The organism is Sulfurivirga sp. (assembly GCF_015490265.1).
Lineage (GTDB): Bacteria > Pseudomonadota > Gammaproteobacteria > Thiomicrospirales > Thiomicrospiraceae > Sulfurivirga.
On the sequence record NZ_WFYD01000022.1, the window covers coordinates 1 to 23,818 of the forward strand.

General features: G+C 63.2%; 19 protein-coding genes. 5 read left to right on the forward strand and 14 right to left on the reverse strand.

From position 1 onward, the window contains the following. The 6 genes from F8K16_RS01630 to rimP form a co-directional block, all read right to left on the reverse strand. On the reverse strand, positions 1-476 hold a 476-nt coding region (locus F8K16_RS01630; RefSeq protein WP_294946014.1), incomplete at its 3' end, for a Crp/Fnr family transcriptional regulator. Positions 477-489: 13 nt separating this feature from the next. Next, positions 490-1,395, reverse strand: coding sequence for a tRNA pseudouridine(55) synthase TruB (gene truB, locus F8K16_RS01635; protein WP_294946017.1), 906 nt, complete (start codon positions 1,393-1,395; stop codon positions 490-492). A gap of 89 nt (positions 1,396-1,484) precedes the next feature. Continuing rightward, the gene (rbfA, locus tag F8K16_RS01640; protein ID WP_294946019.1) at positions 1,485-1,865 is read right to left on the reverse strand and encodes a 30S ribosome-binding factor RbfA; all 381 of its coding nucleotides are present in this window, start codon (positions 1,863-1,865) and stop codon (positions 1,485-1,487) included. Then, positions 1,865-4,396, reverse strand: coding sequence for a translation initiation factor IF-2 (gene infB / locus F8K16_RS01645; RefSeq protein ID WP_294946021.1), 2,532 nt, complete (start codon positions 4,394-4,396; stop codon positions 1,865-1,867). Before infB ends, rbfA begins: the two co-directional genes overlap by 1 nt. A 19-nt stretch (positions 4,397-4,415) precedes the next feature. Beyond that, complete coding sequence (gene nusA / locus F8K16_RS01650) at positions 4,416-5,909, reverse strand: transcription termination factor NusA (protein WP_294946023.1); 1,494 nt, start codon at positions 5,907-5,909, stop codon at positions 4,416-4,418. 15 nt (positions 5,910-5,924) lie between these two features. Next, complete coding sequence (rimP, locus tag F8K16_RS01655) at positions 5,925-6,386, reverse strand: ribosome maturation factor RimP (RefSeq protein ID WP_294946025.1); 462 nt, start codon at positions 6,384-6,386, stop codon at positions 5,925-5,927. A gap of 307 nt (positions 6,387-6,693) precedes the next feature. On the opposite strand from rimP, the gene F8K16_RS01660 reads away from it, so the two are divergent. The 5 genes from F8K16_RS01660 (at position 6,694) to F8K16_RS01680 (ending at position 11,785) form a co-directional block, all read left to right on the forward strand. Next, positions 6,694-6,960, forward strand: coding sequence for a DUF4212 domain-containing protein (locus tag F8K16_RS01660; protein ID WP_294946027.1), 267 nt, complete (start codon positions 6,694-6,696; stop codon positions 6,958-6,960). Positions 6,961-6,972: 12 nt separating this feature from the next. After that, positions 6,973-8,757, forward strand: a complete 1,785-nt coding sequence (locus F8K16_RS01665) for a sodium:solute symporter family protein (protein ID WP_294946030.1) — start codon at positions 6,973-6,975, stop codon at positions 8,755-8,757. 96 nt (positions 8,758-8,853) lie between these two features. Continuing rightward, complete coding sequence (locus F8K16_RS01670) at positions 8,854-9,267, forward strand: hypothetical protein (RefSeq protein WP_294946032.1); 414 nt, start codon at positions 8,854-8,856, stop codon at positions 9,265-9,267. Then, complete coding sequence (locus F8K16_RS01675; RefSeq protein ID WP_294946034.1) at positions 9,264-11,114, forward strand: putative nucleotidyltransferase substrate binding domain-containing protein; 1,851 nt, start codon at positions 9,264-9,266, stop codon at positions 11,112-11,114. The genes F8K16_RS01670 and F8K16_RS01675 overlap by 4 nt, the downstream gene beginning before the upstream one ends. Further along, on the forward strand, positions 11,111-11,785 hold the full coding sequence (locus tag F8K16_RS01680; RefSeq protein ID WP_294946037.1) for an exonuclease domain-containing protein: 675 nt from the start codon (positions 11,111-11,113) through the stop codon (positions 11,783-11,785). The genes F8K16_RS01675 and F8K16_RS01680 overlap by 4 nt, the downstream gene beginning before the upstream one ends. A 78-nt stretch (positions 11,786-11,863) precedes the next feature. Here F8K16_RS01680 and galE read toward each other — a convergent pair whose 3' ends face one another. The 8 genes from galE to dnaE form a co-directional block, all read right to left on the reverse strand. Next, a complete protein-coding gene (gene galE, locus F8K16_RS01685; RefSeq protein WP_294946040.1) occupies positions 11,864-12,895 on the reverse strand; it encodes a UDP-glucose 4-epimerase GalE in 1,032 nt (343 codons plus the stop codon). A 21-nt stretch (positions 12,896-12,916) separates the two neighbouring features. Continuing rightward, positions 12,917-14,044, reverse strand: coding sequence for an ABC transporter permease (locus F8K16_RS01690; RefSeq protein ID WP_294946042.1), 1,128 nt, complete (start codon positions 14,042-14,044; stop codon positions 12,917-12,919). Beyond that, positions 14,041-15,195: an ABC transporter permease gene (locus F8K16_RS01695; protein WP_294946045.1), complete on the reverse strand. Its 1,155-nt coding sequence runs from the start codon at positions 15,193-15,195 to the stop codon at positions 14,041-14,043. Before F8K16_RS01695 ends, F8K16_RS01690 begins: the two co-directional genes overlap by 4 nt. Then, positions 15,192-17,072: an ATP-binding cassette domain-containing protein gene (locus tag F8K16_RS01700; RefSeq protein ID WP_294946047.1), complete on the reverse strand. Its 1,881-nt coding sequence runs from the start codon at positions 17,070-17,072 to the stop codon at positions 15,192-15,194. Before F8K16_RS01700 ends, F8K16_RS01695 begins: the two co-directional genes overlap by 4 nt. Further along, the gene (locus tag F8K16_RS01705) at positions 17,069-18,124 is read right to left on the reverse strand and encodes an HlyD family efflux transporter periplasmic adaptor subunit (protein ID WP_294946049.1); all 1,056 of its coding nucleotides are present in this window, start codon (positions 18,122-18,124) and stop codon (positions 17,069-17,071) included. Before F8K16_RS01705 ends, F8K16_RS01700 begins: the two co-directional genes overlap by 4 nt. Then, positions 18,117-18,548, reverse strand: coding sequence for a hypothetical protein (locus F8K16_RS01710; protein ID WP_294946052.1), 432 nt, complete (start codon positions 18,546-18,548; stop codon positions 18,117-18,119). Before F8K16_RS01710 ends, F8K16_RS01705 begins: the two co-directional genes overlap by 8 nt. A 48-nt stretch (positions 18,549-18,596) precedes the next feature. Continuing rightward, positions 18,597-20,552 carry an acetate--CoA ligase gene (acs, locus tag F8K16_RS01715; RefSeq protein WP_294946055.1) on the reverse strand — a complete coding sequence of 652 codons (1,956 nt, stop codon included), beginning with the start codon at positions 20,550-20,552 and terminating at the stop codon, positions 18,597-18,599. A 43-nt stretch (positions 20,553-20,595) separates the two neighbouring features. Further along, on the reverse strand, positions 20,596-23,818 hold a 3,223-nt coding region (gene dnaE / locus F8K16_RS01720; protein WP_294946057.1), incomplete at its 5' end, for a DNA polymerase III subunit alpha.

The window sequence follows — 23,818 nt, forward strand, 5'->3', positions numbered from 1 at the left end:
CCCATGAGATAGTGCTCCATGGCGGTGATGTCCTGGCTCATGGCGCGCACCAGATGGTCGAGGCTGACGATGGCGTTTTCCAGAATGTTCACCGCGATGTAGGGCTCCTCGATCTTGAGGCGGTCGTACATGGCGCGGCTCAGGGCGATCAGCACCACATCGCGGCTGTCGGCCTGCATGCGCAGATCGCGCGGGCGGCGGTCGAAGAAGGACATCTCGCCGATCAGCGTGCCTTCGGTCTGCACGCCCACTTCGATGATGTCCTGCCCGTTGCGGGTGTAGAAGCCCACCTTGCCCTTGTAGACATAGTAGAGCGCATCGCCGATCTCACCCATGTCGGAGATGATCTCGCCCTGACTGTAGTGCTGCTCCTGCAGATACTTGGTCAGGCGCTTGACCTCGTCACGGGTCAGCGACTCGCAGATCTTGTGGGTCTGAAAGAAATCAAACAGCTGATCGGCGGTGATATTCTTCATGGCAGGCTCCTTATCAAGATGCTTCGGTTATTGTAGCCAGATTGAAACGGCGTTTGGGCCACAGCCGGCCTTGCCGCACCTCGCCGATGCACAGCGGGACGCCGTCATGCATGACCAGCACGGCCGGCGCTGATTCCGCAGACGTCCACGGAATGGGATTGCCATGACTCAGCTGGCGGGCGGCCGCCTCATCCGCATCATGCCTTGGCAGATGCGGCAGCAATATCTCCAGCGGCCGGAGCGCGGCATCAGGCGCCTGCTCGATGGCCTCAAGTGTCAGGGCGTCATCCACGGACAGGCCGCCGGTTTCCAGCCGCCGCAGTTCGACAAGATGCCCCACCGTCCCCAGTGCACGAGCCAGATCCTCGCCCAGAGCACGCACATAGGTGCCCTTGCCGCAATGAACGCGGAAACGCAGCCTGTCCCCTTCCAGTGCAAGCGGTTCCAGCGCATGCACCACGACCCGCCGAGGTTCCACCGCCACCGTCTCGCCGGCACGAGCATAGTCATACAGTGGCCGGCCATCCTTCTTCAGCGCGGAATAGAGCGGCGGCGTCTGCCAGATTTCGCCGGTCAGCGTCCGGCAGGCATCCACCACCTGCGCCATGGTCAGGGCCGGAACAGGGGCCGTCTCAACCGGAGAGCCGTCACTGTCACCGGTGTCGGTGCGCACACCCAGTTTGAGTGAGGCCTCATAGGTCTTGTCCGCATCCAGCTGAAAGGCGCTTGCCTTGGTGGCTTCTCCCAGACAGACCGGCAGCAGGCCGGTGGCGAAGGGATCCAGCGTGCCGGTATGCCCCGCCTTCTGGGCATTGAAAAGTCGGCGCACCCGCTGCACCACGGCATTGGAGGTCATGCCCGCCGGTTTGTCCACCAGCACGACACCATGCACCGGTCTGCCGCGTTTTTTCCTTCCCATGGGCGTTTTCCCTGCAAAAACGCCCTGAAATCGGGTCGATTTCAGGGCGGTGAAAAAACGAGTCCGCAAAAATGGGGGAGACCCCGTTGTCAGCGGTCCCTGCGCAGCGCCTTGGCGATCAGCGCATCAATCTCGTTGGCCTTCTCCGGCACTTCGTCATAGTAGAAGCGCAGTTCGGGCGTCAGGCGCAGGCGCAGCTGCTTTCCGAGTGCGGAACGCAGAAAGCCGCGCGCCTTGTCGAACCCCGCAAGCGCCTCGGCCACCTGCGGACTGTCACGGTCGGCGCCGAGCACGTCGAAATAGACCTTGCACACGCTCAGGTCCTTCGAGACCTTGCAGTCGGTGATGGTCACCCCCTGCAGGCGCGGGTCCTTGACCTCCCGTTGCAGCAGGGTGGCCAAAATGCGCTGAATCTCCCGTGCGACCCGGTCGGTGCGGCTGAATGACGGCTCGTTGTCGAAATCGAACATCAGTCGAGCGTCCTCTTCACCTCGGTGCGTTCGAACACTTCGATCAGGTCACCGACGCGCACGTCGTTGTAGTCCTTCACGCCGATGCCGCACTCCATGCCCTGACGCACTTCCTGCACGTCTTCCTTGTAGCGGCGCAGCGATTCCAGCTCGCCGGTGAAGATGACCGTGTTGTCACGCAGCACGCGGATGGGATTGTTGCGCTTGACCACGCCCTCGGTGACCATGCAGCCGGCCACGGCACCGAACTTGGGTGAGCGGAACACGTCGCGCACCTCGGCCACGCCGATGATCTCTTCCTTGAATTCCGGCGCCATCTTGCCTTCGATGGCCCGCTTGATGGTGTCCACCGCGTCATAGATGACCGAGAAGTAGTGCAGATCCACGCCCTCCTGCTCGATCAGCTTGCGCGCGGCGGCGTCGGCACGCACGTTGAAGCCGATGATGATGGCGTGGGTGGCCACCGCCAGGTTGACGTCCGTCTCGGTGATGGCGCCCACGCCGCTGGAGACGATGTTCACCTTCACCTCGTCGGTGGAGAGCTTGGTGAGCGCCTCGCGCAGCGCCTCCAGCGAGCCCTGCACGTCCGCCTTGATGATGACGTTGATCTCTTCCAGATCCTGCTCGCCCATGCGGTTGAACATGGCCTCCAGCTTGGCCTTCTGCTGACGCTTGAGCTGTTCCTCGCGGATCTTCTCCTTGCGCTGCTCGGCCAGCTCCTTGGCCTTGCGCTCGTTGGGTACCACCAGCATCTCGTCACCGGCCGCCGGCACGCCGGACAGGCCGAGAATTTCCACCGGCGTAGAAGGCGTGGCCTCCTTCACCTGCTTGCCCAGATCGTTGATCATGGCACGCACGCGGCCATACTCGGTGCCGCACAGGGTCATGTCCCCCTTGTTGAGGGTGCCCGCCTGCACCAATACCGTGGCCACCGGCCCTCGGCCCTTCTCCAGACGGGATTCCAGTACCACGCCCTTGGCCGGGCCCTTGTAGGGTGCCTTGAGCTCCAGAATGTCGGACACCAGCAGAATGGTCTCCAGCAGCTCATCCACGCCCTGGCCGGTCTTGGCGGAAACGCGCACGAAAGGCACATCGCCGCCCCATTCCTCCGGCACCACCTCATGCTGCACCAGCTCTTGCATCACGCGGTCCGGATTGGCGGTTTCCTTGTCGATCTTGTTGATGGCCACGATCATGGCCACGCCGGCTGACTTGGCGTGCTGAATCGCCTCCACCGTCTGGGGCATGACGCCGTCGTCAGCCGCCACCACGATGATGGCGATATCCGTCACCTTGGCACCACGGGCGCGCATGGCGGTGAAGGCCTCGTGCCCCGGGGTGTCGATGAAGGTGATCTTGCCACCGTCCAGCTCGACGCTGTAGGCACCGATGTGCTGGGTGATGCCACCGGCCTCCTTGGCCGCCACACGCGCGTTGCGGATGTAATCCAGCAGACTGGTCTTGCCGTGGTCCACGTGCCCCATGATGGTGACCACCGGCGGGCGCGGGCGCTCGTCGGAGTAGAGGCTTTCCACCTCTTCCATCACCTCTTCTTCCAGTGCGCTCTCGCTGACGGTGACCGGCTTGTGGCCGAACTCCTCGACGATCAGCACGGCGGTGTCCTGATCGATGGACTGATTGATGGTGGCCATCTCGCCCATCATCATCAGTTTCTTGATCACCTCACCGGCCTTGACAGCCATGCGCTCGGCCAGCTCGCCGACGGTGATGCTTTCCGGAATGCGCACTTCACGCACCACCGGCTGGGAAGGCTTCTTGAAGCCGTGCTCGTTTTTCACCTTGACTACCTTTTTCTCGCGGGCCTCCGCCTTCTGACGCTTCAGCAGTGGGTTGACCACCTCCGCAGTCTTGTCATCCTCCACCACGGCATCATCCAGCAGACCCTTCTTCTTCTTGCCCGGCTTCTTCCTGTTCTTGGCTTTGGGCTTCTCGCGCAGTTTTTCCAGCGCCTTGGCGTCTTCTTCCAACGCCTTGTTGATGTCCTCTTCCGTCTCGACGGGCTTGGCCGGCTTGCGGGCGGCGGGCTTTTCTTCCTGCGCCGCAGGCTCAGGCTGCTCAGCCTGCTTTCTGGCCGCCTCGGCAGCCCGCTTCTTCGCCTCTTCCTCAGCCTTCAGACGGGCGATCTCCGCCTCACGCTTCGCACGGGCTTCCTCTTCCGCCTTACGGCGCGCCTCTTCTTCCGCCTTGCGTTTGGCTTCCTCTTCGGCCAGCTTCTCTTCCACCAGCGTGCGCTTGACGTAAGTGCGCTTCTTGCGCACTTCCACATTCACCTTGCGCTTGCCACCCACGCTAAGCGTTTCCACCTTCTTGCGCTTGAGCGTGATCTTCTGCGGTGCCTCGGCAGCCTTGCCGTGCTTTTCCTTCAGATGCGCCAGAAGCTGCTGTTTTTCCTCATCGGTGATGGGGGCATCCGGCGTCTTGCCCTTGATGCCCGCCTCATCCAGCTGCTGAATCAGTTTTTCGACGGAAAGCCCCAGCGTCTGGGCAAACTGTTCAATGTTCTTTGCCATCTCCGGCCCCTCCTCTCAATTATTCAAACCAGGGCGCACGGGCCTTCATGATCAGGTCGGCCGCCTTATCTTCATCCAGACCGGTCATCTCCACCAGTTCATCCGTGCTCAACTCGGCCAGATCTTCCTGGGTACGCACCCCTTTGGATGCCAGCGTCCTGGCAAGCTCCTCGGTCATGCCCTCCAGGTTGAGCAGGTCTTCCGCCGGCTCACCCAGCTCTTCCTGCTCCTCTTCGGCCAGCGCCTTGGCCAGCAGGGCATCCTTGGCGCGCTGCTTCAGTTCGGCAACCAGCTCTTCGTCAAAACCTTCGATCTCCAGCATTTCGGCGGCGGGAACGTAGGCCACTTCCTCCAGTGTGGTGAAGCCCTCTTCCACCAGCACCTGTGCCAGCTCCTCGTCTACGCCCAGCGCCTCGGTGAACAGGTCAACCAGCTTCTGCGCTTCGCTGGCGTGCTTCTGTTCCATCTCGGAGGCGGACATGACATTCAGCTCCCAGCCGGTCAGCTCGGAGGCAAGACGCACGTTCTGGCCGTTCTTGCCAATGGCCTGAGAGAGCATCTCATCTTCCACGGCCAGATCCATGACATGCTTGTCCTCGTCCACCACGATGGAGACGATCTCCGCCGGCGCCATGGCGTTGATGACATACTGGGCGTCGTTCTCGTCCCACTGGATGATGTCGATGCGCTCGCCGTTGAGTTCGTCGCTGACGGCATTGACCCGGCCGCCGCGCATGCCGATACAGGCGCCCACGGCATCCAGACGGGGGTCGTTGGAGCGCACCGCCACCTTGGCGCGCACACCCGGGTCACGGGCCGCGCCCATGATGTCGATCAGGCCTTCGTTGATCTCCGGCACTTCGATCTTGAACAGCTCGATCAGAAACTCGTTGCAGGTGCGGGAGCACTGCAGCAGCGGGCCACGCGGGCGATATTCCACGTTCTGCAGATAGGCACGCGTCCACTCACCCAGACGGAAGTGCTCGCGGGGAATCACCTGCGAACGGGGAATGACCGCCTCCACATTGTCCCCCAGATCAAGGATGATGTCGCCACGGTCCACACGCTTGACCTGGCCGGAGACGATCTCGCCGACGCGGTCCTTGTAGTCGTTGACGATCTTCTGGCGCTCGGCCTCGCGCACCTTCTGAATGATGACCTGCTTGGCCGTCTGGGCACCGATGCGACCGAAGTCGACCGATTCGATCTCCTCCTCGATGGTGTCGCCCACCTCCACGTGAGGGTCACGCTCTTTCGCTTCGCTCAGGCGCATGTACCAGCCTTCGTGTTCTTCCACCTCGGCGTCATCATCGATGACCTCCCACACACGCCAGGTGGTGTAGTCGCCGGTCTCGCGGTCGATCCTGACGCGGGCGTTGATCTCATCATGGTGCTTCTTGCGTGTGGCGGTGGCCAGCGCCGTTTCGATCGCTTCGAAAATCACATCCTCGTCCACGCCCTTCTCGTTGGACATGATCTCGACAATCTGCAGGATTTCCTTGTTCTTGCTCATGCTTTTCAACCCTCGTCAGTCAAACCGCGGCACCAGATTGGCCTTGTCAATGTTGTCGTAATCAATGGCGTAGGTCTCGCCATCCACCAGAATTTCGATCCCGCTTTCGTCCGCGGACAGCAGCGGCCCTTTGAACTTGCGCCGGCCCAGCACCGGCTCGTGGGCGCGCACGGCGACCTCCTCGCCCACATAGCGGCTGAAATGCTCCGGATTCATCAGTGGCCGGTCCACGCCCGGAGAAGAAATCTCCAGGTTGTAGGCACCCGAGATGGGATCTTCCACATCCAGAATGCCACTGACCTCGTGGCTGACATCGGCACAGTCATCCACCGTCACGCCTTCCGGCTTGTCAATATAGATGCGCAGGGTGGCATGCCCGCTCACCGGCAGGTACTCGCATCCCCAGAACTCGCAGCCCAGGTCTTCGATGGCGGGCTTCACCATCTGTTCGATTCTGTCTTCCAGTCGCTGACTCATGCGTTCCCATCAACCCCTTAACAAAAAACCCCGTCTGATAACGGGGTTTGATCCGTCCTGCTCCTGGCAGGGGCGGACAGCTCAACGGCTGTCAACGCCTTTATATCCCCTCCAATTATAGTCCCTGCACCTCAATAATCAAGCAGCGCCCCCATTTCAAGAGTTGTGAATATAAGTTTTTTCCCCGCGGTCATAAAAAACATGAAAAACCCGGGGAAATAAGCAGTGCTAACATGCTTTCGCCTGCATGCGGGCATCACGAAGGATACATATCATCAATCCGAGCTCAAAAGAAGGAGGTCGCGGCATGTCCGAAGAGACACGACTCGACAACTACGCCTACTGGCGGGCCAATCTGCGCCTGCTGGCCATCTGCCTGTCCATCTGGTTCATCGTTTCCTACGGCTTTGGCATTCTGCTGGCCGATGTGCTCAACCAGTTCCGCATCGGCGGCTATCCGCTGGGATTCTGGTTCGCACAGCAGGGGTCAATCTACGCCTTCATCATCCTGACGTTCTGCTACGCCTGGAAGATGAACAAGCTGGATCGCCAGCATGATGTCCATGAAGAATAAGGAGACCGTCTGATGGATCTGCAGACACTGACGTATATCGTCGTCGGCGCGACCTTCGCGCTCTATATCGGCATCGCCATCTGGGCCCGGGCACAGAGCACCGGGGATTTCTATGTGGCCGGTGGCAATGTCAACCCGATCGCCAACGCCATGGCGACCGCTGCGGACTGGATGTCTGCGGCCTCCTTCATCTCCATGGCCGGCCTGATCGCCTTCAACGGCTACGGCGCCTCTGTCTTCCTGATGGGGTGGACCGGCGGCTATGTGCTGCTGGCCATGCTGCTGGCACCCTATCTGCGCAAGTTCGGCAAGTACACCGTGCCGGAGTTCATCGGCGAGCGCTACTACTCCGACACCGCCCGGGTCATCGCCGTCATCTGTCTGATTCTGGCTTCCATCACCTATGTCATCGGTCAGATGAAAGGCATCGGCGTGGCCTTCTCGCGCTTTCTCGAAACCGACTATGACACCGGGCTCTACGTGGGCATGGCCATCGTGTTCTTCTACGCCGTGCTGGGCGGCATGAAAGGGATCACCTACACTCAGATTGCCCAGTATGTCGTGCTGATCACTGCCTACACCGTACCGGCGATCTTCATCTCCCTGCATCTGACCGGCAACCCGCTGCCGCAGCTGGGTCTGGGCGACCGTCTGCTCTCGGACGGCACCTATGTGTTGGACAAGCTGGATCAGCTGCTGGTGGATCTGGGCTTCAACCGCTACACCACTCAGGTGATGGGCAACGATCTCAACATGTTCGTCTACACCCTGACGCTGATGATCGGCACCGCGGGTCTGCCGCATGTAATCATGCGCTTCTTCACCGTGCGCACAGTGCGTGATGCCCGCCTGTCCGCCGGCTGGGCGCTGGTGTTTATCGCCCTGCTCTACACCGTGGCCCCAGCGGTGGGCGGCATGGCACGCCTGAACCTGATGGATACCATCCAGACCGGCCCGGTCGGTTCCCCCGATGGCAACCTGAAATATGAAGACCGTCCGGAGTGGTTCAAGAAGTGGGAAACCACAGGCCTGCTCAAGTTCGAGGACAAGAACGGTGACGGTCGTATCCAGTACTACAACGACAAGAACCCCGAGTTTGCCAAAAAGGCGGAAGAATGGGGCTGGAAGGGCTCCGAGCTGAAGGTGGACCGCGACATCATGGTACTGGCCAACCCGGAAATCGCCGGCCTGCCCAACTGGGTGATCGCACTGGTGGTCGCCGGTGGCCTGGCCGCGGCGCTCTCCACGGCGGCGGGGCTGCTGCTGGCCATCGCCTCGGCCATTTCCCATGACATTCTCAAGGGACTGGTGGTACGCGACATGAGCGAGCGGGCCGAGCTGCGCGCCAGCCGCATCGCCATGGCGCTCACCGTGCTGCTGGCCGGCTATCTGGGCCTCAACCCGCCGGATTTCGCCGCCGGCACGGTGGCCATCGCCTTCGGCCTGGCGGCGGCCTCCCTGTTCCCGGCGCTGATCATGGGCATCTTCTTCAAGCACATCAACCGTGAAGGGGCCATCTGGGGCATGATCGCCGGCATGGGCGTGACCCTGCTCTACGTGTTCCAGCACAAGGGCATCATGTTCATTCCGGGTACCGCCTTCCTGGGCGACATGCCGGCCAACTGGTTCTTCGGCATCAGCCCCAACGCCTTTGGCGCCGTCGGTGCACTGGTGAACTTCATCGTCGCCTTCCTGGTGACCAAGTTCACCTCCCCCACACCGGTTCACATTCAGGATCTGGTTGACGACATCCGCGTACCCAAGGGCAGCAAGAGCGTCGTTCAGGGCGCTCACTGAGCCCGGTCGGGCCGACAGATTTTCGCCCCGCCTGAGTGCGGGGCTTTTTCAACACGCCGTGCCTGACGGCGCGGTGTGCTGAAAAAGGAGATTCCCATGAAGAAGCACTTTCTGCTGGCCGCCATCATGGTGCCGTTTCTGGCATTTGTCGGCTACGCTCTGACCGACTGGTATCTGAAAAAGGATCAGCCGCCGGGTGCGCTGACAGCCCTGACCCTGACAGAGCCCCCCTGCGTGCTCTCAAAAGGCTGTACGCTCACCCATCAGGACTTTGTGCTCACCCTGCGCCGGCAGGGCAGGACCCTGCACATTCAGGCCAACCAGCGCCTCAAAGGGCTGATCATCGAGCTGAGTCCGCTTCAGCCGCCCGCCCGACCCATGTCCGCCGACAGTGACGGTTATCGTTGGACACTGCCACTGACCGCCGAACCGGATGGCCCGCTGACACTCCACCTTGTGGCTCAGAGCCACTGGCGCAACTACATCGGCGAGCTTGCCGTCCGGCCATGACCATCGAGGCACGCACGCTGCTGCGGGAGCTGGCCTCCACCCCCCCGCTCGACAAACTTCCGCAAAGTGAACTGACACGCTGGCAGGCGGCGACCGAAATTCTCTATTTCCGCGCCGGTGAACCCATTCTCCAGCGGGGCCGACACAACGCCCATGTGTGGCTTATCCGCACAGGCTCGGTTGAAGTGCTGGACGAGAGTGGCCAGCTGGTCAACCTGCTGGCGGAAGGCGACTGGTTCGGCTATCGTTCCGTGCTCAATGACGGAGAGATTACCCTGGATGTCATCACCCGGGAAGATGCGCTGGTCTGGCGCTTTCCCGCAGAGCTGTTTCTCGAACACTACCGGAAATACGACTTTTTCCGCACTTTTTTCCACCAGCACAAGCCGGCCCGGTTCCGCCATGCGCTTGCGTCCCCGGCGACTGACGGCAGTCTGCCGGATCTGGGGCGTCCGCTCAGTGCAATGGCCAGCGTTTTGCCAGTGCGCTCCACCCATGCCAGTTTGCAGGCGGTGGCCCACGCCATATCAGAGGCTGCCACGACGACGCTGCTGATCAGAACATCCACGGATCTGCCCTACCGCCTGCTCACGCAAGCTGATCTCGTGCAGGCCATGGCGAAAGGTCACGCCCCGCACACGCCGGTGGCGCAGGCTTTCGACAAGGCGCCTCCCCTGCTGCTGCCGGCTCACCTGTCAACGGGCGAGGCACTGACCCGGCTCTTGAACCGGCATGAGACCAAGGCGGTGGTGGCACTGGGTGGGGATCGGTTCGGCCTGTTCGACCTGGCTGACCTGCGGGATCGGCCTCATCCGCTGTTCGATCTGCTGGAAAGCATCAGCGCAGCCTCCACGCCGACCGCTCTGAAAACCGCCGCAGAAAAACTCCCGGAACTGTTTTTGTCACTGGTGCGCAGCCATACGCCACCAAGGCTGTGCGGCGAGTTGATCAGTCGTGCCGGCGAGGCGCTGGTGACGCGCACGCTGCAGCTGCTGCAGCACACCCTGGAACTGCCGCAGGATGTGCCCTTTTCTCTGGTGGCGCTCGGCTCCCTGGCCCGTCATGAGCAGACCCTGCGCACCGATCAGGACAACGCACTCATTCTGGGTGACCATTTCGACGCCCTGCTGCACGGTCCCGCTTTTGAACAGCTGGCCCTGCGCTTCAATGACATCCTGGCCGAGCTGGGTTACGCGTACTGCCCCCATGAAGTGATGGCCCGCAACCCCCGATGGCGTCTGCCCCTGCACCAGTGGCTGAAGGATTTTCGCCACTGGATTGAAGAACCGACGCCCGATGCCCTGCTCAATGCCGCCATCTTCTTTGACATGCGCCTGATCGGTGGTGACGAAGCCCTGCTGGCGCATCTGCGGGACCAAGTGCTGCGCTGGAGCCGCGATAGCGGCCTGTTCCTGCATCATATGGCCGCCAATGCCCTGCGCTTCCGTCCGCCCATCGGCTTTTTTCGTACCTTCATCGTCGAGGACCACGGTGACCGTGCCCACGTTTTCGACATCAAGAAGCACGGTATCGCCCCCATCACGGAGCTGGCACGGGTTCATGCCCTCACAGGCGGCCTGAAGGCGCTGAACACGTGGGAACGGCTGGAACAGGCCGCCGAAGCGGGCCTGATGAGCCAGCAGGGCCATGCCGATCTGCGGGATGCGCTGGATCTGATCGCACTGGTGCGCCTGCAGCATCAGGCCCGGCAGGTGGAACGGGGAGAAACGCCCGACAACCTCATCGACCCGGATGACTTGTCGCGGCTGGAACGGCGCCATCTGCGGGATGCATTCACCATCGTACGGGAGATGCAGCAGGCACTGGCCCTGCACCACAACCTATGAAAGCCCGGTGGAGACATTTTCAGCGTCATCGTGCTCTGAGCCGCTGCCCGGAGATGGTGCGCAACTGGCTGCTGAGCTGGCCGGATCCGGATCAACCCGCCCTGCTGGCACCGCTGCTGGCGCTGGATTTCGAGACGACGGGGCTGGATCCCGCCAGGGACGCCATCCTCTCGGCCGGATGGGTACCCATGGATCAGGGGGTCGTTCTGGCCGGTCGGGGTGAACACCGGCTGGTTCGCATTGAGCAGTCGCTGCCGGAAGAGACCATCAAGGTCCATGGCATCACCCACCAGCGCATGGCAACCGGTCAGACGCTGGAACAGCTGCTCACCGAACTGTTCTCCGCCCTGCACGGCCGGCTGCCGCTGGTCCATTTTGCCCGCATCGAGCAACGCTTTCTGACAGCCGCCTGCCGACAGGTGTTCGGCTGCGCACCCCCGCTGCCCATGGTGGACACCTTCGAACTGGCCAGACGGGCACAGGAAATGTCGGGCAGGCCACCGTCCGGTAATGCGCTGAGACTGGATGCCCTGAGGCAGGCGCACGGCCTGCCGGACAGGCCACCCCATCACGCGCTGGAGGATGCGCTGGCCACGGCCGAACTCTGGCTGGCCATGCTCAAGCGGCGCAACGACGGGACACGGCTGAAGCTCAGAGAAGTGCTTGTCTGACGGGGTCTCCCCCATTTTTGCAGGCTGCCGTTTCAGCCGGCCGGAAAATTCCCGCAAAAACCGGCGAAAAAACCGGTTTCAGGCCTTTTCTCCATAGCCCTGGGGGTTTTGGGACTGCCAGCGCCAGGTGTCGCGCACCATGTCTTCCAGCGTCCGGGTGGCCCGCCAGCCCAGCCTCTCCTGCGCCAGACTCGGGTCTGCGTAGCACTGGGCCACGTCTCCCGGCCTGCGCGGCGCGAACTGATAGGGCACCGACACGCCGTTGACCCGCTCGAACGCCTTGACCATTTCCAGCACGCTGATGCCGCGCCCCGTGCCCAGATTGACCGTCAGCACTTCGCCGGCGTCCCGGCCGAGCAGATAACGCAGGGCGGCGATGTGTCCCTCGGCCAGATCCATCACATGGATATAGTCGCGCACGCCGGTGCCGTCGGGCGTGTCGTAGTCGTTGCCGAAGATGTTGAGATGATCGCGTCGTCCGACAGCCACCTGCGCGATGAACGGCATGAGGTTGTTGGGAATGCCGGCCGGGTCCTCACCGATGCGTCCGGACGGGTGCGCCCCCACCGGGTTGAAATAGCGCAGGATCCCGATGCGCCAGTCAGGCTCGGCCACATGCAGATCGCGCAGGATCTCCTCCACCATCCACTTGCTGCGACCATAAGGATTGGTGGTGCGTCCGGCCGGATCCGTCTCGCGGATGGGCACCCGTTCCGGGTCACCATAGACGGTGGCGGAAGAGCTGAACACGAAAGTCCGCACGCCATGGCGTTGCAGCACTTCCAGCAGTTTGACCGAGCCCCCCACGTTGTTGTCGTAATAGCGCAGCGGCTGGGCCACCGACTCGCCCACCGCCTTGAGCCCGGCGAAATGGATGGTGGCGACCACCTCGTGATCCGCCAGCACGGCCGCCAGCGCGGCCTGGTCGCGCACATCCACCTCGTAGAAAGGAATGCTGTGGCCGGTGATCGCCTCGACCCGGCGAATGGCCTCCGGCGAGGCGTTGGACAGGTTGTCCACCACTACGGGCTGAAAGCCCGCCTCGATCAGCGCCACGCAGGTATGGGAGCCGATATAGCCGGCCCCGCCGGTGACCAGAACCTGCTGCATGCTGTCTCTCCTCTGATTCGTTCAGGCAAGCATTTTACGGAAGCGCCACGCCCCGAGTAGGAAAAGCCCCAGCCCGATGGCCGCAAGCTGCAGCACATTGGGCCACAGCAGCGCCAGATCACTGCCCTTGAACAGAATGCCGTTGCCGATGATGTTGAAGTGATACAGCGGCGCCAGATGCATCAGCGCCTGCTCCCAAGAAGGCATGGACTCCGGCGGCGTCCAGGCACCGGAGAGCAGCAGCATGGGCAGCATGAGCATGAACACCACCAGCATCACCTGCCCCACGTTGCGGGTGATGGTGGCCACGAACAGGCCCAGGCCGGACAGACTGAAGGCATACAGCGCCACCATGGCATAGAGCAGCCAGGGACTGCCCCGCACCGGCACGCCCAGCAGACCGTGCATGATCAGCCACAGGCTGAGGCTGAAGCCGGCGACCATCACCAGCATCACCGCCAGCAGCTTGGGCAGCATGATCCGCGTCGGCGTCAGCGGCGCCACCAGCAACTGCTCGATGGTACCGCGCTCCTTCTCGCGCACCGCCAGCGCTGCCGGCAGCAGCATGCCGATCAGGGTCATCACCGCGAACAGCTCCGAGGCCGCCATGAACCAGCTGTCCCGGTTGGCCTGGTTGAACAGCAGGCGCAGACGGTTTTCCACATGGGGAAACGGCGGCGCCTGATCCCGGGACAGGTGCAGCCTGTCATACAGCAGCTGCTCGTTGAAGCGGGCATGGATCATCTGCGCGTAGCTGGCGGCCAGGCTGCCAAGGGTCACATTGGCACCGTCCAGAAACAGCTGGATGGAGGCGGGCTGTCCCCGTTCAATCCGCTCGGAAAAGCGCGGCGGAATGTCCGCCGCCAGCATGGCGCGCCCTGTCTCCACCAGCTTCAGGGCCAGCGCCATGGCGGGCGGCGGTGGCAGACGCCGGAACCACGGCTCATGAAAGCCCGCCTGCCACTGGCGCGATGCGAGACTGTGATCCTCGTCCACCACCGCCATGGGCGCCTGATGCAGCTCCAGTCGGATACCGGTGCCGGCCACATAGATCTCGGCGGTAAAGAACCACAGCACGGCGACGAGCAGAAAAGGATCCCGCCCCAGCACGCGCAGTTCCTTGAGAAACAGCGCCCACACCGCTCTCATCGCTTCACCCGTTTGTGAAAGGTGAACCATGCCAGCCCCATGAGCACCAGCGCATAGAGCACAAGCAGTCCGACGGGACGGATCAGCTCGGCCAGACCGTACCCCTTGAGATAGACGCCCCACACCACTTCGAGAAAGTGCATGGCGGGAAACACATGCGCCTCCACCTGGGCCTCGGGGCTCATGGAGGAAATCGGCATCATCAGTCCGGAGAACATGAAACCCGGAATCATGGTGCCCAGCAGCGTGATCAGCGCGGCCGCCGCCTGGGAACGCACCAGCACCGACACCAGCAGACCGATGGCGCCGGCGGCGAAAATGTAGATGAAGCTTGCCAGGGCATAAGCGACCACGCTGCCCTTGAACGGGGCGCCGAAATAGCCGAGTGCCAGCAGGGTCAGCACCACGAGGTTGAGCAGCGAGATGAGCACATAGGGCAGCAGTTTGCCCAGCAGGAAGGCCGCCCGGCTCACCGTGGAGGCCTGAATGTTGAAGATGGAACCCCGCTCCTTCTCCCGCACCACGCCAAGAGCCGTCAGCAGCGTCGGTGACACCAGCATGATCAGCATCACCAGCCCCGGCGCCATGGACCACTCGCTGCGCAGGGCCTGATTGTAGAGATAGCGCACCTCCAGCCGCACCGGCATCATCAGCCGCTCAAGCGCCTGCGGAGAACGCCCCTCCTTGACCGCCGCCCAGCGCAGCGCCTGCTCCAGATTGTAGTAGGCCACGATGGCGCTCACATAACCTTTGGCCACTCGGGCATGATAGGTGAACTGACCATCGATGAGCGTCTGGATGGTGGCCGTGCGTCCCCGCGCCAGCCGCTCGGAAAAATCCGGAGGGATAATCAGCGCAAAACGGATATCCCCACGCCGGAGCGCCTTTTCCACCTGCCGGTAGCCATGCAGCGCCCCCGCATGGTGAAAATAGCGGGAATGGCGGAAACGTTCGGTCAGATCCCGGCTCTGGGCACTGTTGTCCATGTCCCACACGCCATAGGGCATGTGACGCACCTCCAGCATCAGACCATTGCCCAGAACGAACATCATCGCCGCCGGAATGAGAAACGCCAGCGCCAGATAGATGGGATCGCGCACGATCTCCCGCCACTCCTTCAGCGCGATGATCCACACATGCCGCAGCATCATGCCACCCCTTCGATCAGGCTCACGAACACCGCCTCCATGGTGGGCGGCATCAACTGCCAGCCACGCACCTCAAGCCCCTCTTGCCGAAGCAGCGGCAGCACCCGTCCGCTCACCTCCGCCTCGCCGTGGACGAACAGCGCCACCTGCCGCCCCTGCACGAATGCGTCAAGGCCCGCATCAAGCAGCACCCTTTCGGCCTGCCAGGGACGGTCCACCTGCAGCGTGGCCAGCTCACCCCGGCGCTCACGCAGCTGCTGCTTGAGCACATCCGGCGGGGCATCGGCGATCTTGTGGCCCTGACGCATCATCACCACCCGGTGGCAGTTCTCCGCCTCGTTCATGGCATGGGTGGAGACCAGCATGGCCACCCCCTCGTCATGGCACAGCTGGCGCAACAGCGACCAGAAATGGCGCCTGCCGGCGGGATCCACCCCGGAGGTGGGCTCATCCAGAAACAGGATGGACGGCCCATGCAGCAAGGCCGCCGACAGCGCCAGCCGCTGGCGCTGGCCCAGCGGCAGCGCGCCCGCCCGACTGTCAGCCACCGAATCAAGACCACTCCAGTTCAACGCCCAGTCCAGCCTTTCCCTGAGCCGTCCGCCCCACAGGCCGTAGATGCGGCCGAACAGACGCAGATTCTCCCGCACCGTCAGTTCCTCATAGAGGGAAAAGCGCTGGGCCATGTAGCCGATGCGTCGGCGCACAGCGAGGCTGTTGCCGCGGATGGACACCCCAGCCACTTCTGCCGTCCCCGATGTGGGCGGCAGCAAGCCGGTGAGCATGCGCATCAGCGTGCTCTTGCCGGCGCCATTGGCACCCAGCAGACCGACGATCTCGCCCGCATGCACGTCCAGCGACACCTCATCCACGGCAGTGAAGCGGCCGAAACGGCGGGTCAGGTTCTCGGCCACGATGGCCCGTTCCGCTCTGGGAGGGGGCAGATCGATGACTGTCTCCTTGTGCACCTGCTGCGCCTGCAGAAACAGGCCTTCCAGGTCAGCAGGCTGCCACCAGATGCCTTCCATTGAGGGGGCGTCGGACTTGATCCATGCTTCAAACGCCGCCCTTTGCGCTTTCGGCACCTGCAGATGGAGATGGTGCCCCTCGAACCAGCGGGTCCAGTCAGGCCAGTGCTCGGCCAGCGCCGTCTGCCAGCTTTCCGGATTGCGCACTCGGATGATCGCCTGCTCGAAAGGCAGCCGGTCCGTCAGTGCCTGTGGCGCGCCAACGCTGAGAACCCGCCCCCGCTGCATCAGCGCCACCTGATCGAACAGGGCCGCCTCGTCCATGTAGGCGGTGGAGACCAGCGCCGTCATGCCCCGCTCCTCCACCAGCTGCGCCAGCAGGCGCCAGAAACTGCGCCGGGAAAGTGGATCCACGCCCGTGGTGGGTTCGTCCAGAATGACCAGTTCCGGCTCATGGATGAGCGCGCAGATCAGCCCCAGCTTCTGCTGCATGCCACCCGAAAGGTGCTGCATGGCCCGGTCGCGGAACGGCGTCAGGCCGGTCATCTGCAGCAGCTGCGTCTTGCGCTGACGGGCCACCGCCTTCGGCACATTGCGCAGCCCGGCGAAGAAGTCCAGATTCTCCTCAACCGAGAGCGTGGGATAGAGATTGAGTCCCAGTCCCTGGGGCATCAGCCCAAGACTGGACTTGATGCGCTCGGCGCTGCGCTCGCTGTCGACATGCACGCCGTTGACCACCACCGTGCCCGCATCCTGTGCCAGAACCCCGGCGACGATGTGCATCAGCGTGCTCTTGCCGGCTCCATCCGGACCGATCAGCCCGAACAGCTGACCGCGCGGCACCTCCAGCGAGACATCCTCAAGCGCCACGGTGCGCCCATAGCGCTTGTGCACGCCTTCAAGGCGAATCATGGCAACAGCTTGAGATCCGCCGGCATGCCCGGCTTGTAGCGGTGGTCCGGATTCTCGTCAAGATAGAACTTGACGGCGAACACCTGTTTGACCCGCTCATCCCGGGTCTGAATCTCCTTGGGCGTGAACTCCGCCTCTGAAGAAACATAACGCAGGGTGGCCCGGACCGTGCCCGCAAGCCCATCCACATGGAGCGTGCCCTTCTGACCAAGATGAATTCGCCCCAGATCGGCTTCCGGCACATACCCCTGAAAATAGAGGCGGTCCAGATCCACGATGTCAAACAGCACCGCCCCCGGTGCGAGCATCTCGCCCACATGGGCCAGCCGACGCACCACCACCCCCGCCTGGGGTGCGCGAATCTTCAGCTGATCCAGCAACGCCATGGCCTCTTCCAGCGCCGCATGGGCCCGCAACGTCTGGGCGTGCAGCGCCTCCACTTCCGCCTCGCGGGTGTGGATTTCATCCAGCGCTACCCGGGCCTCGGCGAGGGCCTTTTCCGCTTGTGTCATCGCGGCCTGCGCCGTCTTCTCCTGTGCCCGGGCGGTCTCCAGCGCCAGCCGTGCCTGCTCCAGCTGTTCACGGCTGATCTGTCCCTTGTCGAACAGCACCTTGAGGCGGCGCCAGTCCCGCTCTGCCTGACGGGCCTGAGCAGTGGCCGCCTGTGCGGCGGCCCGGGCATGACGCAGTCCCGCTTCCGCTGTCTGCACCTTCAGTGGCAGGGTGCGCCGCAGCATCTCCAGCCCCGTGCGCGCCGCCTCGTACTGCTTTTGCGCCGCATGCCAGGCCGCCGCCGCCTGAGTCACCTTTGCTCTGAGCGTGGTGTCGTCAAGCTCGGCCAGGACCTGCCCGGCTGCCACCGCATCCCCTTCATGCGCCCGCAGCCGCACCACCTGCCCCGGCTGGCGGGTAGCCGCCAGCACATGGTCCCCCTCGATGCGTCCATTGAGCCAGATGCCTTCATCCCGTGCCGAATCAGGGTTGAGCTGACAGGCGCTGACCAGGGCGGTGAGCATCACCACCAGCCAGATTTTCCATATGCTTTCAGTCACGATGAGGACCTTCGATTCGATACCGGGCATGACAGGCCACGCAGTTGTTCATCAGCCGTCCCATCTGCTTCAGCGACAGGCTGACGTCCTCCATGGTTTCCGCATCCATGGCCCACCGGTCAAAGGCGGCATGGGTCGCCCCGCCCAGCTGCATGAAATCCCGAGGCAGCTTCTTTTTCAACCCCGGCGGCACCTGCTGTTGGGCGGCCCGCCCCACTTTTCTCGCCGCCTGCGCGGCGGCGGCGAAGTTCTCTTCCGCCAGCGCCGCATTCATCTTGCGCAGGGCATCAAGAAATTCACGCATCTCCTTGAGGACCATGGCTCTTTCATCATTGCCCAACACAATGGGCGTGCGTGCATCCTCCGCCCGCGCCATCCCACTGAGCACCAGAGTGGCCAGCGCGACAGACAGCATTGTCTTCATGGGGAAATCCTCCTTAAGAAAAAAACGGCAAGCGCCGGGTCCCTTCATTTACTTCTGCATGAACTGTTCGAGGATCTGCGGATTCTCCAGCGTGGAGGTGTCCTGAGTGATCTCCTCACCTTTGGCGATGGCCCGCAGTAGCCGGCGCATGATCTTGCCGGAGCGGGTCTTGGGCAGATTGGAACCGAAGCGGATGTCATCCGGCTTGGCGATGGGACCAATCTCTTTGGCGACCCATTCACGCAGCTCCTGCACCAGTGCTGCACGCGCTTCACCTTCCGGAATGTCCCCCTTGAGCACCACGAAGGCCACGATGGCCTCACCCTTCACCTCATGGGGTTTGCCCACCACGGCCGCTTCCGCCACCCGTTCATGGGCCACCAGCGCCGATTCGATCTCCATGGTGCCGAGACGGTGGCCGGAAACATTGAGCACATCATCAATACGGCCCATGATCCAGAAGTAACCGTCATCATCACGGCGGGCGGAATCGCCGGCCACGTAGTAGCGGTTGCCGAACTTGGCCCAGTAGGTGTCCACGTAGCGCTGGTCATCGCCCCACACGGTGCGCAGCATGGACGGCCACGGCTTGCGGATGACCAGATAGCCACCGTTGCCGTGCGGAATCTCGTTGCCTTCCTCATCCACCACGGCGGCGTCGATGCCCGGCAGCGGCAGCGTGCAGGAGCCGGGCTTGAGCGGCGTGACGCCCGGCAGCGGCGCGATCATGTGCGCGCCGGTTTCCGTCTGCCACCAGGTGTCCACGATGGGGCAGCGCTCCTTGCCGATGACGGTATAATACCACATCCACGCTTCCGGGTTGATGGGCTCGCCCACCGTGCCCAGCAGGCGCAGTTTGCTCAGATCATACTGGGCAGGAATGTCGTCACCGAACTTCATCAGCGCGCGGATGGCCGTGGGCGCGGTGTAGAAGACGGTGACACCATGACGCTCGCACATCTCCCAGAAGCGGCCGGCGTGGGGGTAGGTGGGCACGCCCTCGAACATGACGATGGTCTTGCCCAGCGCCAGCGGGCCATAGGCCACGTAGGTGTGACCGGTGATCCAGCCCACATCCGCCGTGCACCAGAAGATGTCGTCATCCTTGAGGTCGAACACCCACTCGTTGGTGACGATGGCGTTGAGCAGATAGCCGGCGGAGCTGTGCTGCACGCCCTTGGGCTTGCCGGTGGAGCCGGAGGTGTAGAGCAGAAACAGCGGGTGTTCGGCCTCGACGATCTCCGGCTCGCAGTAGTCGGGCATGCCACGCTCGGCGTCATGCCACCAGATGTCGCGCCCATCCTTCATGGACACCGGCTCGTTGGTGCGGGCGTGGACGATGACCTTCTCCACGCAGGCGCCGCCCTTGTCCAGCGCCTCATCCACCGCTGCCTTGAGCGGCACCACCTTGCCGCCGCGATGGCCGCCGTCGGCGGTGATGACCACCTTGGCGCCGGCGTCTTCGATGCGATCACGCAGCGCCTCGGCAGAGAAGCCACCGAAGACCACCGAATGAATGGCGCCGATGCGGGCGCATGCCTGCATGGCGATGACCACCTGGGGAATCATGGGCATGTAGATGACCACACGATCACCCTTGCCGACACCCAGGTTCTTCAGGGCATTGGCGAAGCGGCCCACTTCATCCAGCAGTTCCTTGTAGGTGTAGCGGGTCACCTCGCCGTCGTCAGATTCAAAGATGATGGCGATCTTGTCTTCCTTTTCGGCCAGATGGCGGTCAAGGCAGTTGTAGGAGACGTTGAGCCTGCCGTCGGTAAACCACTGATAATGCGGCGCCCGGCTGTCATCCAGCCCTACCGTGAACGGGGTGTCCCAGTCAATCTTCTCCCGTGCCAGATCGGACCAGAAGCCCACATGATCCTCGGCCGCCTTTTTCAGCATGGCCTCGTAGTCTTCCGGCTTGACGTTGGCCTGGGCGGTGAATTCGGCGGACGGCGGGAAGACCCGATCTTCGTGCAGGATGGACTCGATCTGTTCCGACATGGCGACGCTCCTTTCTCTTATTGTTTGAGGGGATACCGCAACTCTACGACTGCGGATAGACAATTTCAAGCGGGAATTTCTGCGCCGCCACCGCCTCCAGCAGAGCGTCGTCCGGCAGCACGCTGAAGGCGGGACCGAACTTGAGCTGTCCCTTCACCCGACCGTTGTCATATTCCACCACCACCGGCAGGCCATCGGGCTTGGCGTAGCTTTCCAGCAGGATGGTCAGCTGATCCAGCCGGTCATCATCAGCCTGATCCGCCGCGAGCCACAGCTTGAGGGCCCGGGCCTTTTCCATACGCGCCGCCATCAGCGAACGGATGTTTTCCACCATCAGGCGGATGCCGTCGTTGTAGCTGTCCGCCTCGCAGCGCCCTTCAACGATGACCACCACATCTTCGGCCAGCCACTCCTTGACCGACTCGTACTGCCGGGCGTTGAGCACGAACTCCTGCCGGCCGGTGCGGTCATCAATGGTGACGATGGCGATGGGCTCGCCCTTGCGGTTGCGCCGCTTGCGCACCCCCACCACCAATCCGCCCACGGTGGCGGACTTCATGCTGACGGTCAGCTGGTTGATGGGCGTCAGCCCCATGCGCTCCAGCTCGGCCCGGAACAGGTCGATGGGATGGCCGGTGACATAGTGGCCGAGGGTGGCCTTCTCTCCCTTGAGGCGCTCCCGGGCGGCCATCTCCGGCACGTCCACCAGCTGGTGTTCCTCGTCCATGTCGTCCATGCCGCCGAACAGGTCGGTCTGCCCGGCGGCCCGGTCAGCGTGGAACTGCTCCGCCAGCGCGAAGGCCTTGGTCAGCGACGTCAGCATGGCCTGACGGTTGTCGTGCAGGCTGTCCAGCGCGCCGGCGCGTATGAGCGCTTCCAGCACCCGGCGGTTGACCTTGCCGGTGTCCACCCGCTTGACCAGATCGAACAGGTCCCGGTAGGGGCCGTTCTCCGCCCGCTCGCGCACCAGCCCCTCCAGGGCGGCGGCGCCCACGCCCTTGATGGCCGCAAGGCCGTAGAGAATGCGTCCATCCGGCAGGGCGCGGAAGGCAATGTCGCAGCGGTTGATGTCCGGCGGGAGCACCTCCAGCCCCATGCTGCGGCACTCGTTGAGCATGTGCACCACCTTGTCGGTGTTGTCCATGTCGGAGGAGATCTGCGCCGCCATGAACTGGGCCGGATAGTGGGTCTTGAGCCAGGCGGACTGATAGGAGACGAGCGCGTAGGCCGCCGAGTGGGACTTGTTGAAGCCGTAGCCGGCGAACTTCTCCACCAGGTCGAAGATCTTCATGGCCAGCTCGGGGTCCACGCCCTTCTTGATGGCGCCTTCGCGGAACACTTCCCGCTGTTTGGCCATCTCCTCGGGTTTCTTCTTGCCCATGGCACGGCGCAGCAGGTCGGCGCCGCCCAGCGTGTAGCCGGCCAGCACCTGAGCGATCTGCATCACCTGCTCCTGATAGAGGATGACGCCGTAGGTGGGTTCCAGAATGGGCTTGAGCCACTCATGCTGGTAGTTGGGGTCCGGATAGGAGACCTTCTCCTTGCCGTGCTTGCGGGCGATGAAGTTGTCCACCATGCCCGACTCCAGCGGCCCCGGCCGGAACAGGGCCACCAGTGCAATGATATCCTCGAAGCAGTCGGGTTTGAGACGCCGGATCAGATCCTGCATGCCGGAGGATTCCAGCTGGAACACGCCGGTGGTGCGTCCGGTCTTGATCAGCTCGAAGGTGTCCCGGTCGTCCAGAGGAATGCGGCTGATGTCCACATAGCCCTCATCCCCCGGCTGCTTGCCTTCGTTGATGGCCTGCAGCGCCCAGTCGATGATGGTGAGCGTGCGCAGCCCGAGGAAGTCGAACTTGACCAGCCCGATGGCCTCCACGTCATTCTTGTCCAGCTGAGTGACCACACCGCTACCGTCGACATCCGCCAGCAGAGGGCAGAAGGTCTCCAGCGGACGCGGACCGATGACCACGCCCCCGGCGTGCTTGCCGGTGTTGCGCACCGTGCCCTCCAGCCGCAGCGCCAGATCCAGCAGCTCGCGCACCTCGTCTTCCTGCTCGTAGCGGGCCTTGAGGTCCGGCTCCATCTCCAGCGCCTTCTTCAGGGTGATGCCCAGCTCGTCGGGGATGAGCTTGGCCACCCCGTCCACCATACCGTAGGGCAGCCCCAGCACCCGGCCCACGTCCCGCACCACCGCCTTGGCCGCCATGGTGCCGAAGGTGACGATCTGGGAGACATGGTCGCGACCGTAGTGCCGCGCCACATAGTCGATGACCTCGTCACGGCGCTCCATGCAGAAGTCCACGTCGAAGTCGGGCATGGAGACCCGCTCCGGATTGAGAAAGCGCTCGAACAGCAGGTCGTAGGCGATTGGATCCAGGTCGGTAATCTTGAGCGCGTAGGCCACCAGCGAGCCAGCGCCGGAGCCCCGTCCAGGCCCGACGGGGATGCCGTTGTCCTTGGCCCACTGGATGAAGTCCGCCACGATGAGGAAGTAGCCCGGAAAGCCCATCTGCAGGATGGTGTCCAGTTCAAAGCGCAGCCTCTCATGGTACTGCTGCCGCTTCTGCTCGAACTGCTCGGGCGGCAGATCCCCGAACAGGAACTGGAGCCGCTGCTCCAGGCCCTCCCGACACACCTGCACGAAGTAGTCGTCCAGCGTCATGCCGTCCGGCACGGGAAAATCGGGCAGATAATAGGTGCCCAGTTCCAGCTGCACATTGCAGCGGCGCGCGATCTCCACCGTGTTTTCCAGCGCACCGGGCAGATCGGCGAACAGCGCCTCCATTTCCTCGGTGGAGCGGAAGTACTGCTCTTCGCTGTAAGGCTGAGGGCGGCTGCCATCATCCAGCACATGTCCCGTGTGGATGCAGGTGCGCACCTCATGGGCGGTGAAATCCTCCGGTGTGGCGAAGCGCACGTCATTGGTGGCCACCGCGGGCAGGCCGTAGCGTGACACAAGCTGCAGCGCACCCTCGATCCACGCCGCCTCCCCCTCACGACCGGTACGCACGAATTCCAGATAGAGCCGGTCGCCGAACAGCTTCTGCCACCACTCCACCTGCAGCGCCGTCAGGTTGGGCTTGCCGGCGGCAATGGGGACGGCCAGCTCGCGTTTCGGCCCCAGAAGCGCAATCAGCCCCTCCGCATGGGCCTCCAGCCAGGCACGGCGCACCACCGGCACGGTCTCGTGCCCGACGATCTGCTGGTTCTTCAGCCATGCCTGTGAGATCAGGTGGGACAGGTTGAGATAGCCCGTGCGATCC